This is a genomic window from Bradyrhizobium sp. HKCCYLS3070, assembly GCF_051167575.1.
Classification (GTDB): domain Bacteria; phylum Pseudomonadota; class Alphaproteobacteria; order Rhizobiales; family Xanthobacteraceae; genus Bradyrhizobium.
This window is the reverse complement of record NZ_JBNPTI010000001.1, coordinates 298,683-310,836: the sequence shown is the minus strand read 5'-3', so window position 1 is coordinate 310,836 and position 12,154 is coordinate 298,683. Positions and strand designations below refer to the sequence as shown.

The 12,154-nt window shown below is 65.4% G+C and carries 12 protein-coding genes; 5 read left to right on the top strand and 7 right to left on the bottom strand.

The window, feature by feature from the left end:
* Position 1: 1 nt before the first annotated feature.
* The 6 genes from ACQR03_RS01385 to ACQR03_RS01360 form a co-directional block, all read right to left on the bottom strand.
* Entirely contained in the window at positions 2-325 is a 324-nt protein-coding gene (locus tag ACQR03_RS01385) for an XdhC family protein (RefSeq protein ID WP_315750017.1), read from the bottom strand.
* 13 nt (positions 326-338) lie between these two features.
* A complete protein-coding gene (locus ACQR03_RS01380; protein ID WP_434841526.1) occupies positions 339-1,544 on the bottom strand; it encodes a vWA domain-containing protein in 1,206 nt (401 codons plus the stop codon).
* A 169-nt stretch (positions 1,545-1,713) separates the two neighbouring features.
* Positions 1,714-2,622, bottom strand: coding sequence for an AAA family ATPase (locus ACQR03_RS01375; RefSeq protein WP_315714763.1), 909 nt, complete (start codon positions 2,620-2,622; stop codon positions 1,714-1,716).
* 31 nt (positions 2,623-2,653) lie between these two features.
* The gene (locus ACQR03_RS01370) at positions 2,654-3,511 is read right to left on the bottom strand and encodes an FAD binding domain-containing protein (RefSeq protein ID WP_315714764.1); all 858 of its coding nucleotides are present in this window, start codon (positions 3,509-3,511) and stop codon (positions 2,654-2,656) included.
* A gap of 48 nt (positions 3,512-3,559) precedes the next feature.
* Complete coding sequence (locus tag ACQR03_RS01365) at positions 3,560-4,045, bottom strand: (2Fe-2S)-binding protein (protein WP_172180444.1); 486 nt, start codon at positions 4,043-4,045, stop codon at positions 3,560-3,562.
* Between the two features lie 131 nt (positions 4,046-4,176).
* A complete protein-coding gene (locus tag ACQR03_RS01360; RefSeq protein ID WP_315714765.1) occupies positions 4,177-4,623 on the bottom strand; it encodes an SRPBCC family protein in 447 nt (148 codons plus the stop codon).
* A gap of 231 nt (positions 4,624-4,854) precedes the next feature.
* On the opposite strand from ACQR03_RS01360, the gene pcaD reads away from it, so the two are divergent.
* Positions 4,855-5,637 (top strand): 3-oxoadipate enol-lactonase, encoded by a 783-nt coding sequence (gene pcaD / locus ACQR03_RS01355; RefSeq protein WP_315826274.1) that lies wholly within the window; start codon positions 4,855-4,857, stop codon positions 5,635-5,637.
* Between the two features lie 22 nt (positions 5,638-5,659).
* Here the strand turns inward: pcaD and ACQR03_RS01350 are convergent, their stop codons facing one another.
* Complete coding sequence (locus tag ACQR03_RS01350; RefSeq protein WP_315714767.1) at positions 5,660-6,205, bottom strand: hypothetical protein; 546 nt, start codon at positions 6,203-6,205, stop codon at positions 5,660-5,662.
* Positions 6,206-6,638: 433 nt separating this feature from the next.
* On the opposite strand from ACQR03_RS01350, the gene ACQR03_RS01345 reads away from it, so the two are divergent.
* The 4 genes from ACQR03_RS01345 (at position 6,639) to ACQR03_RS01330 (ending at position 12,152) form a co-directional block, all read left to right on the top strand.
* A complete protein-coding gene (locus tag ACQR03_RS01345; protein WP_434841527.1) occupies positions 6,639-7,844 on the top strand; it encodes an HlyD family secretion protein in 1,206 nt (401 codons plus the stop codon).
* Positions 7,844-9,814 (top strand): glycosyltransferase, encoded by a 1,971-nt coding sequence (locus ACQR03_RS01340; protein ID WP_434841528.1) that lies wholly within the window; start codon positions 7,844-7,846, stop codon positions 9,812-9,814. The genes ACQR03_RS01345 and ACQR03_RS01340 overlap by 1 nt, the downstream gene beginning before the upstream one ends.
* Positions 9,815-9,824: 10 nt before the next feature.
* Positions 9,825-10,937, top strand: coding sequence for a hypothetical protein (locus ACQR03_RS01335; protein ID WP_434841529.1), 1,113 nt, complete (start codon positions 9,825-9,827; stop codon positions 10,935-10,937).
* A gap of 297 nt (positions 10,938-11,234) precedes the next feature.
* A complete protein-coding gene (locus ACQR03_RS01330) occupies positions 11,235-12,152 on the top strand; it encodes an ABC transporter permease subunit (protein ID WP_315714772.1) in 918 nt (305 codons plus the stop codon).
* The last annotated feature ends 2 nt before the right edge of the window (positions 12,153-12,154 follow it).

The window sequence follows — 12,154 nt, the reverse complement described above, 5'->3', positions numbered from 1 at the left end:
ATCAACCCACCTTCTCGACGAACACGCGGATGGTGCCGCCGCAGGACAGCCCGACATTCCAGGCCGTCTCGTCGGCGACGCCGAACTCCAGCATCTTGGGCTGGCCGCTGGAGATGACGTCCAGCGCCTCGGTGACGACGGCGCCCTCGACACAGCCGCCGGACACCGAGCCCAGGAAGGTGCCCTCATCGTTGATCACGAGGTTGGAGCCGACCGGGCGCGGGGCCGAGCCCCAGGTCTCGACCACCGTGGCGAGGGCCACGCCGTGACCGGATTTGTGCCAGTCCTCGGCGGCCCTGAGGATGTCTTCGTCGCGGTTGAGCATGGTCATCTCCCTCTCAGGCGGCGGGCCGGATCGCGCTGCGCTCGTGCGGCGGCAGCGGCGACGACAGCGCCGAGATCAGCGTCTCGATCGAAGTCAAGTTATGTACCGGGCGGAATTCGTCAACGTGGGGCAGCATGGTTTTGATGCCCTGCGCCTTCGCCTCGAAGCCGGCATAGCGCAGCAGCGGATTGAGCCAGATCAGCCGCCGGCAGGAGCGGTGCAGCCGGTCCATCTCGAAGGCAAGCTTGCTGTCGGCCTCGCGCTCCAGCCCGTCGGAGATCAACAGCACGATCGCGCCCTGCCCGAGCACGCGGCGCGCCCACTGCTTGTTGAAGGTCTGCAGCGAGGTGGCGATCCGGGTCCCGCCGGCCCAGTCCTCGACATTGGCCGAGCAGCTCGCCAGCGCCTCGTCGGGATCGCGCTGGCGCAGCGCCCGCGTCACGTTGGTCAACCGGGTGCCAAACAGGAACACCGAGACCCGCTTGCGCGCATCGGTGATGGCGTGGAGGAAATGCAGGAACAGGCGGGTGTACTCGCTCATCGAGCCGGAGATGTCGAGCAAGGCCACGATCGGCGCCGGCTTCTCGATTCTCCCCAAGCGATGAAAGTTGATGATCTCGCCCTCGGTGCGCAGCGCCTGACGCAGCGTCTTGCGCATGTCGATTCGACGGCCGCGCGGGTCCGCGGTGTGGCGGCGCGTTTTCAGCTCGGCCTGCGGCAGCCGCATCTTGGCGATGGCGCGCGCGACCTCGGCGATCTCCGCCGCGCTCATCTGCGCAAAATCCTTCTTCTGCAGCACCTCGCGGTCGGACACCGCGAGCCGCAGGTCCTGCTCCTGCGCCTTCGGCTCCTCATGGGTCTGCGGCTGCGACATCGCCTCCTGGACCCGGCGCGAGGCCGGCGGCGGCTTCTTTTTGGCGTGATCCGGCAGCGGCACCGAATCGAGCATCGACTTCCACTCCTCGGCGGGGCGGAAGAACAGGTCGAAGGCCTGAGAGAAGATCAGCGCATGCTCGTGGCGCTTGACGAAGATCGATTCAAGCGTGGTGAAGACGTCCGCACGCTTGCCGATGTCGATGACCTCGAGCGCGGTCATCGCGTCGATCACGGCACCGGGACCGACCGGCAGGCCGGCGGCACGCAGCGCCCGCGCAAAGCCCGCGATGTTGTCGGCAATGCCGCCGGTCGGCGGCGCGAGGTGATTGATGCTTGTGGGCACGTTCTGATCCCTCGTCCGCTTCGCACACGCCTCAAATTGAGCTCGTCATTCCGGGGCGCCCGGAGGGCGAGCCCGGAATCCATACTGACGATCGCGGTTATGGATTCCGGGCCTGCGTGCTGCGCACGCATCCCGGAATGACGACCTTTATTGTGGGCACCGGCGTGAACTACGTCTCGTTGGTCGCGTCCTTGATCGCCTTCTGCAACGCATCGCCCTGCATGCGGGCGATGTCGTCCTGATATTTCAACAGCGCGCCCAGCGTGTCGCCGACGACCTCGGCGTTCAGCGAGCGCGCATCGAGCTCCGTCAGCGCCGTGGCCCAGTCGAGCGTCTCGGCGACCCCCGGCGACTTGTAGAAGTCCTGGTCGCGCAGCGCCTGGACGAAGCGCACGATCTGCTGCGACAGCCGCTGCGAGATGCCGGGCAGCCGGGTTTTGACGATGGCAAGCTCGCGCTCGGCGGAGGGATAATCGACCCAGTGATACAGGCAGCGCCGCTTCAGCGCGTCATGGATCTCGCGGGTCCGGTTCGAGGTGATGATGACGATCGGCGGATGCGGCGCCTTGACGGTACCGAACTCCGGGATCGTGACCTGGAAGTCGGAGAGGATCTCGAGCAGATAGGCCTCGAACGCCTCGTCCGCGCGGTCGAGCTCGTCAATGAGCAGAACCGGCGCGCCGGCGACATCCGGCTCCAGCGCCTGCAGCAGCGGGCGCTTGATCAGGTAGCGGTCGGCGAAGATGTCCGACGTCAATTGATCGCGGTCGACCTCGCCGCCCGCTTCCGCCAGCCGGATCGCGATCATCTGCGCCGCTGAATTCCATTCGTAGACGGCGGAGGCGACGTCGAGACCCTCGTAGCACTGCAGCCGGATCAGCTTGCGGCCGAGCGCCGCCGACAGGACCTTGGCGATCTCGGTCTTGCCGACGCCGGCCTCGCCTTCGAGGAACAGCGGCCGGCCCATGCGCAGCGACAGATAGGTCACCGTCGCCAGCGATCGCTCGGCCAGATAGCCGCGCGAGGACAACAATTCGAGCATCGCGTCGACCGATGCTGGCAGGGCCGGAGCACTCATGGGCGAGACCGCTTCCTTCTTCACGCGTCCGTCACGAAGCCGGAGCCTCGGGTTCGGCGGCTCCCTCCGACGCGGTTGAGGCCTTGGCGCCGGCATTGGCCGCATCGACCGCACGGCGCGCCAGCACGCCGATCAGATGGGCACGATATTCGGCGCTGCCGTGAATATCGCTGTTGAGGCCTTCAGCCGAGACCGGAATGCCCTCCAGCACCTTCGGCGAGAAGCGCTTCTGCAGCGCCTCCTCGAAGGCGGTGACGCGGAACACGCCATTGCCGCCGGCCCCGGTCACCGCAACGCGCACGTCGGACGGACGGCGGGCGACGAACACGCCGACCAGCGCGTAGCGGGAGGCCTGGTTGCGGAACTTGACGTAGGCCGCCTTCTTGGCCAGCGGGAAGCTCACCTTGGTGATGATCTCGTCCGGCTCCAGCGCGGTCGTGAACAGCCCGAGGAAGAACTCCTCGGCCTTCAGCTTGCGCTTGTTGGTGACGATGGTGGCGCCGAGCGCAAGGCACGCGGCTGGATAGTCCGCGGTCGGATCGTTGTTGGCGATCGAGCCGCCGATGGTGCCGCGATGGCGCACCGCGGGATCGCCGATCAGGCTCGCCAGATGGGCGAGCGCCGGAATCGCCTCGCCGACGGTTGCGGAGTTGGCGACGTCGGCATGACGCGCCATCGCGCCGATCACGAGGTTTCGGCCCTTCACCTCGATCGTATCGAGCCCCTCGACATGGGAGAGATCGACCAGATGCGGCGGGCTCGCGAGCCGCTGCTTCATGACCGGCACCAGCGTGTGGCCGCCAGCGACCAGCTTGGCGTCTTCGTTCTTGGTGAGGAGATTTGCGGCCTGGCGCACGGTCGCCGGCCGATGATATTTGAATTCGTACATGGGGGAATGTCCTGTGCGCAGCGGGCCGACTAAGGCAAGGTCAGACGTTTAGGCGAGGTCCGATTTGGCCATCGCCTTGGCGCCGGCGGCGATCGATTGCACGATGTTCTGATAGCCCGTGCAGCGGCAGAGATTGCCCTCGAGCTCCTCGCGAATGGTCTCGTCGCTGAGCTCATGTCCCTTACGGTGGACGAGGTCGACCGCGGTCATGATCATGCCCGGCGTGCAGAAACCGCATTGCAGGCCATGATGCTCGCGAAACGCCTCCTGCATCGGATGCAGCGGCGCGCCGTCGGCAGCGAGTCCCTCGATCGTCCTGACCTCATGACCGTCGGCCATCACGGCCAAGGTCGTGCAGGACTTCACTGCCTTGCCATCGAGATGGACGACGCAGGCGCCGCATTGCGACGTGTCGCAGCCGACATGGGTGCCGGTGAGGCGCAGATTCTCGCGCAGGAACTGCACCAGCAGCGTCCGCGGGTCGACGTTCGCCGTGACGGGATTACCGTTCACAATCATGGAAATCTTGGCCATTCAGGACTCTCTATTATCCGCGCGACAGCGTTGCACTGCAGCGCAGCCCAGCAAAATCAGTCGAAAACCATCATATGGGCGCTCCCGGCGGCGGGCAACCTCGCCCCCGGCCGCGCATGGGTCGGTTGCGGTCAGCCTTGAACGGCTTTGGCGAAGTTGGCGAAGAATTCGTCGGCGAGCTTCTTTGCGGTGCCGTTGATCAACCGCTGGCCAAGCTGCGCCAGCTTGCCGCCGATCTGCGCTTCGACATTGTAGGTCAGCAGCGTGCCGCCGTCCTTATCCGCCAGCGCGACGACCGCGCCACCCTTGGCGAATCCGGCGACACCGCCCTCGCCTTCGCCTGAAATCTTGTAGCCGTTCGGCGGATCGAGATCGCTCAAGGTCACCTTGCCTTTGAAGCGCGCAGAGACCGGTCCGACCTTCATCTTGGCAACGGCGCGGAGGCCGCCATCCTCGGTCCTCTCCAGCTCCTCGCAGCCGGGAATGCAGGCCTTGAGCACCTCCGGATCATTCAGCTTGTCCCAGACCTGCTCTCGCGGAGCGGCCAGCTGGACTTCGCCCGTCATCGTCATAGCCATGTGCATCTCCCCCCGATTGGCGCGGTTAGAGGCATTCAAGTAAAGCACCGAACGCCCAAAAGGAAGGGCGAGCAGCGCCCGGAAGCGTTGCAGAAAAGCCGGGCACCGCAGCATTCCGGACCTCGCCGCCGTCGGGTTTTGATTGGCAGACGGCGGCGGCGGTGGTTAGTTCGCCATCAAATCTGCACGATTCCTCCGGCGGCGCGGCCGCCTGCGACAAGGATTCCGCCCATGCCGATGATCGATGCCGACGGCTGTCTGTTGAATGTCACCGTCGAGGGCCGCGACGGCGGGCCGACCCTGATGCTCTCGAACTCGCTCGGCTCGACCCTGCAGATGTGGGAGCCGCAGATGCGCACCTTCACGCAGGTGTTCCGCGTGATCCGCTATGACCGGCGCGGTCATGGCAAATCGCAAGTGCCGCCCGGGCCCTACTCGATCGAGCGATTCGGCCGCGATGCGCTGGCGATTCTCGATGACCTCAACATCGAGAAGGTGCACTGGTGCGGCGTGTCGATGGGCGGCATGGTCGGGCAGTGGCTCGCCGCCCATGCTCCTGAACGCATCGGCAAGCTCGTGCTCGCCAACACCACCTGCTACTACCCCGATCCGGCAATCTGGGACGCCCGCATCAAGGCGGTCGAGGACAGCGGACTCGCTGGAATCGCCGACACGGTCATCGCTGGCTGGCTGACGCAGGAGTTTCGTGATCACAATCCTGATGTCGCCGACCGGATGAAGGCAATGCTCGTGGCCACCCCTGTCGGCGGCTATCTTGCCTGCTGCGCGGCGCTGCGTGCCCTGGACCTGCGTGAGGATCTGCCGGCCATCAAGAGCCCGACCCTCGTCGTGGCCGGCCGCTACGACAAATCGACGCCGATCGCGATGGCGGAAGCAATCCGCAGCCGCATCCCCGGCGCCAGCATGACCATCGTCGATGCCGCGCACATCTCGAATGTCGAAGCGGCGGGCCAGTTCAACGATGCCGTGCTGGGCTTTCTGACCCAGCACTGATGCACCGCGATGGATCGGGGCGTCATGCCTGCTGCGGCGACGGCGTCGCCGTGGGCTCCATCTTCGGCGAAGCGGATGCGGAAGACGGCGAGGCTTGCGTCGTCGGCTTCTCCACCAGCATGACGATGGCCGTGCCGAGCAGCATCAGGAGTTCCGTGGCATGCAGACGCAACGCCTGGGGCTCCCCGACTTTGGCAGCCATGATCATGCTGAAGAAGGCGAGCATGCTGCCGAAGCCGAGCCCGATCGACAGCGCCTCGACATAGCCGGCCACCTTTCGCACCCGCGGAACCAGGATCAGCACCAGGAACATCGCGAAGAAGCCTGCGACCGTCAGTCGCGCCAGCGCAAGCAGCCAGGCGGCGCGAACCGTCTCGATGCCCGACAGCTGCAGGTGGTCGCTGATGAACAAGGCCACCGCGATATTCGGCCGCGCGAACAACCCCTGGATCGGCGACACCATGATCTGAAACGCGATGATGGTCCAGGCGGGCACGAAATAGAGCGCCAGCAGCACACCGTTGACGCAGCTGAGCCGCCAATTCCTGATCACGCAATCCTTGATCATGTCACGCCCACCTTTGCATCCCATCAACTGCCCGTCCGGCCGATTTCCAGACGAGCTAACGCCCGGCAAACGCGCCCGGCAATTTAAACCATTCGTTTACCTTAACAGGGGGGCGACGGGCGCGATCCACTAACGGTCACCGTCCAAGAGACCGTGCCGATGACCTCGCCGATCAGGCCCCGAATTCCCGCGTGATAGCGGCCTTTCCGGCCATCGACGCCTCCTCGAACATCTGCATCGCATCCGACATTGCGTCCGTCGGCGGCCGCTGATTCACGTCCATGCGCCTCGCAACTCTGTGCGCCACGCCATCGGTGTTCTTGACTAGCGTCAAAGTAGTCTAGAACAGATATACTACCTTAGAGGCGAACGCCGCTGCGTTTCGCACAGCGGGATCGTGATGCGGCAGGCAGCTGCCGAGCGGGAGTACCGCATGAGAGTAGCTCGGATCTTCATCGGCATCCTCCTGCTGGCCGGCGGCCTCTACATCCTGGTCGGCGAGCATTTCGCCGGAACTTCAGGCGACGCGACCGTCAATGCCCGGCTTTACGTCGTGCGCGCGCCGATCGAAGGCCGCGTGACGCTGGGGGTGAGCAATATCGGCGCCAGGGTCAACGCCGGGGAACTCATGGCCGAGATCGTCGACGACCGGTTCGACACCACGCGCCTGCTCAATCTCGAGCGCGACCGTGACGAGCAGAAGATCGCGCTCAAGCGGGTTCCGGCGCAGCGTTCGGCGCTCGAGCAGGCGCGGGCCGCCTTCGCGGCCCAGTCGGCCAACTACAAGACCGGCCGCGTCCGCCAGATCGCGGCACGCATCGCCGAGGCCAAGGCGGCGGAGGATGCCGCGGCCGCCCGGCTGAAGCTCGCGGATCTCACCTTCACGCGGGCCAACGAGCTGAAGGAACGCGGGGTCCAGACGGTCGCCGGCCTCGACCAGGCCAGCGCCTCGCTCGATATCGCCAAGCAGGATTTGGAAAGCGCGAAACAGCGCAGCAACTATGTCGAGACCGAGCTCGGCTCCGCGCAATCGGGGGTCTTCATCGGCGACTCCTACAACGACGTGCCGTTCTCGATGCAGCGCATTCACGAGCTCGACCTGCGCCTCGCCGAACTTGCCGTGGACGAGCAGCAGATCCAATCCCGCCTGGTCCAATACGAGCAGCAGATCAACGCCGAACGCGTCCGGATCAACCGGCTGACCTCGGCGACGCTGAGGGCCCGCGTCCTGGGCATGGCCTGGGATTTCCTCGTCGACGATGGCGAATATGCCCGTCGCGGTCAGGATCTCGTCAAGCTGGTGGACTGCAACAGTCTCGTGGTGACCGCGAGCGTTCCCGAAAGTCTCTACGCCCGCCTGTCGATCGGCGCCCCGGTGCAGTTCCGTCTGTTCGGAGACGACCGGATATTCGATGGGACGGTGACACGTCTCGGCGGCTCGGGCGCCTCGCAACTCTACGCCAATCTCGCCGTCGGCCCGACGCCGCAGCACTTGCAGCGCTTCGACGTCACCGTTGCGGTGCCAGATCTCGCCAAGCAGCCGGATCTGTCCTGCGCCATCGGGCGCACCGGCCGGGTGATCTTCACCAGCGGACCGATCGCGGCATTGCGCGGCTTCATCGCCCGGTACGGCTACTGATGCCGACGTTGTCACCATTCCTGTCCGCGTTCGCAGTTGTTGCGATCATCGTAGGGCTGCGCGTCCTGGCGTTGCCCCTCCTGGACCCGAAAATATGGTACTGGCGGACCCTGCTCCTCAGCGGCTCGATCCTGCTGGCCTGGCGCTATGTCGCCTGGCGCTTCACCGAGACCCTTGCTCCGCCCGGCCTCACGCCGGATGGGATCCTCAGCTGGGGCTTCGCCATTCTCGAAGCGCTCACCGTCGTTTCGTCGTCCTTCGCCTTCCTGATCCTGACCAGGACCAAGGAGCGGACGACGGAGGCTGATCGCCATGCCGGCTGGTGGCTTCCGAGGCCGCCGCCTCGGGTCGACATCTTCATCACCACCTACAACGAGCAGCTCGAGGTCCTGGAGCGAACCATCGTCGGCGCCAAGGCGATCACCTATGCGGCATTGCGCGTCTTCGTCCTTGACGACGGCAGCAGGGCCTGGCTCCGGGATTACTGCACCGAGCACGGCATCGGCTATGTCGCCCGTACCGACAAGTCGCACGCCAAGGCCGGCAACATCAACAATGCCTTGCGGCTGCGCGCGGCTGATGCGGACCGGCCGGATTTCGTCGCCGTTCTCGACGCCGACTTCGTGCCTCATCTCGACTTCGTCGAGCGGACGCTCGCGTTGTTCCACGATCCGGCTGTCGGCCTCGTACAGACGCCCCAGCACTTTTTCAACCCGGACCCGATCCAGCACAATCTCGGCATCGGCGCGTCCTATCCCGACGAGCAGCGCCACTTCTTCGACAACGTCGAGCCGGCGCGCGACGCCTGGGGCATCGCAATGTGCTGCGGCACCTCCTCGATATTCCGCGTCTCCGCCGTGGAGATGATCGGCGGCGTGCCGACCGAGAGCGTCACCGAGGATTTCCTGCTCACGCTGCGCCTGTCCGCGCACGGCTACCAGACCGTGTACCTGAACGAGGCGTTGTCGGAGGGATTGGCGCCGGAAGGCCTTGCGGAATACGTCACGCAGCGCGGTCGCTGGTGCCTCGGCCTCATGCAGATCGTGCGCAACGTCTACAATCCATTCGGCTCCCATGGTCTCGATTTCTTCCACCGGCTCAGCGTGCTCGACTCGCTGCTCTACTGGACGTCGACCTATCCGTTCCGCCTCGCCGCGCTGATCTGTCCACTGCTCTACTGGTGGGGCGGGGTGACGGTGGTGAACGCCTCGATCGCCGACATCATCCGGTATTACGGCCCCTATTATCTCTCGATCATGTACACGCTGAACTGGCTGTCCAAGGGACTGTTCATTCCGATCGTCAACGATGTCTCGCAGATCGTCGCCGCCTGGCCCGTGCTCCGCGCCGCCGCTCTCGGCCTGCTCTCCCCCGGTCCGCACAAATTCTCGGTGACCGCCAAGGGCGGCGATCGCGCCAAGATCATTGTCCAATGGCCGCTGATGCGGCCCTTCCTGATCCTGATGGCGCTGACGATCGGTGGCCTGATCGTGTCGCTGACGTCCGATTTCGTCTTCAATACCACGGGGACCGCGGGAGACGGCGTCATCGTCGTGATGTTCTGGACGATCTACAACATTCTGGTGCTGTCGGTGGCGATCGCCGTGTGCATCGACCGTCCACGCTACAACCGGCCGCAACGCCAGATCGTCGAGCCGATAACCCTGACGGTCGACGGCGAGCCGCAACGCGGCTGGATCGTCAATCTCGGCCCCGGCGGCGCACGCGTCAGCGGTCCGGTCGGCCTTGCGACCGGCGCCATCGGCACGCTCACCCTGCCCCTGATCGGCGATATCCCAACCAAGGTCGCGGCTCCGACGAACGACGGCTACCGGCTCATATTTGCGGTGACGCCGCAGCAGCGCGCCCAGATCATCGAGCGGCTGCACACCGCGAGCGGAGTGCCCGGCGCCGACAGCGGCGATCTCGGCCGCATGCTGAAAGAAATCGCGCGAGCCGTGGCCGATTGAGGAGTGGACGATGACGAGGCGACGGTGGAGCTTACAGACAGCGGTTTTCCTCGGCGGCACGACACTGATCGTCGTGACGGCGCTGGCCGTTGCCATCCTCTATTCGGCGTCGCTGCAGCGGCGCGGCGAGGAGCTCGCGATCGAGCAGCTGAGGACGCGCGGTGAGCTCAGCGCAAACCTGCTGGCGCGACAGCTGTACGGCACGTGGAGCGACGTGTCGCGGCTCGCCGCGATCATCGACCCCGCCGACGTCGCCGAGGCGCGCCGGCAGATCCAGTTCGTGAGCCAGTTCCAGCCGCGCTATGCCTGGCTCGGCATCGCCGACCCCGGCGGCAAGGTCATCGCGAGCAAGGACCGGATGCTGGAAGGACAAAGCGTCGCCGACCTGCGCTGGTTCCGGCATGGACTCGGGGTGCCGACGGCGGTCGATGATCGCGAATCAGAGGCCCTGGGCCGGATGTTGCAGGCCGCTTCGGGACCGGACCGCTTGATCGCCATGTCGGCTCCGCTCGTGCACGACGGCGCCCCCGCCGGCGTCATCGGGGCCCAGATCGATTGGAAATGGGTGATCGAATCCGTCGCGGCGCTGGCGTCGCGCGACATCGATCTGGTGTTGCTGTCGCGCGAGAGCATCGTGCTGTTCGGCCCGCCGGATCTCGTCGGCAAGCAACTGACGATCGGCTCGGCGCAGGCCGCAAGCCGCGGGGCCTCGGTCGCGCTCATCGAGCGATGGCCCGACGGCAAGGATTATTTCACCCTCACGTTCCCCACCGTGAAGTACGCCGATCTGCCGAGCTTCGGCTGGTCCCTTCTGATCCGGCAGGACGCCGTTGCCGCGATGGTGCCGACCCGCCAGCTTGTGCGCTCGTTTTGGTTCAACGTTGCCGGTGGCGTGTTCTCGATCCTGGTGCTGCTCAATTTCGCCGCGAAATGGGTGGTGACGCCGATGCGCCGTCTTGCCCAGGCCGCCGAGACCATGGTGAAAGATCCGTTTTCTGGCATGGTGGCTCGGGAAACCCGGTACGATGAGGCGACGCGGCTGCGCGACGCCTTGGTCAGGCTCCAGTCGAAGCTGATGGCAAAAGTGCCTGGTTCGACGGAAGACAGCGGTAGCGGCATATAGCGGCGCCAGCAACCGGTGCGAGAACCCTCCTTTTCGGCGCTACGTGCTGGGTTCCCAAGCGGTCATTTGATGGCGACGGCCGGCCCCGAGGAAGGCAGGGGAACCGCGCCATCAAAGGAGGCGGGATAAGCCCGCAATTGTGGCACTGCACGCTGTTGCGGCACCCGGTTCCGAACTGTTAGTACTGCCGCACGCGTCGCCTTGGGCGCGGGTGCGTCTCCAGGCATACCGGCACCCGCTCTACAAGGCCCCCGCCGCGTTGCGAACCGGTATCGGCAGTCTCACTCACGGCAGTTCATGGATTATTTCGCGCAACAGCTCATCAACGGCCTCGTTCTTGGCTCGATCTACGGCCTGATCGCCATCGGCTACACCATGGTCTACGGCATCGTCGGCATGATCAATTTCGCCCATGGCGACATCTTCATGATCGGCGGCTTCATCGCGCTGATCTGCTTCCTGGTCCTGGTGTCGCTGGGCCTGACCGCGGTTCCGGTGATCCTGCTGATCGTGCTGCTGGTGTCGATGGCCATCACGGCGCTCTATGGGTGGACCATCGAACGTATCGCCTATCGCCCGCTGCGGCACTCGTTCCGCCTGGCGCCGATGCTGTCCGCCATCGGCATGTCGTTCGTCCTCACCAACTATTCGCAGGTGTCGCAGGGCGCGCGCGTCAAGCCGGTGCCGCCGATCATCACCGGCGGCTACACGCTGCACGAGGGCGCGGGCGGCTTCGTCGTCCAGCTCTCCAACATCCAGATCGTGGTGGTCATCACCACCATCGTTCTGCTCGCGCTGTTCACCTGGCTGGTATCCCGCACGCGGCTCGGCCGCGACATGCGCGCCTGCGAGCAGGATCAGACCATGGCGGCACTGCTGGGCGTCGACGTCGACCGCACCATCTCGATGACCTTCGTGATCGGCGCGGCGCTCGCGGCCGTCGCCGGCATGATGTACCTGCTGTATTACGGCCTGGTCGATTTCTTCATGGGCTTCGTCGCCGGCATCAAGGCGTTCACGGCGGCGGTGCTCGGCGGCATTGGCTCGCTGCCGGGCGCGATGCTCGGAGGCCTCGCGATCGGACTGATCGAGACGTTCTGGTCGGCCTATTTTTCGGTGGAGTACAAGGACGTCGCAGCATTCTCGATCCTGATCGTGGTGCTGATCTTCCTGCCAACCGGCCTGCTCGGCCGGCCCGAAGTCGAAAAAGTCTGAAG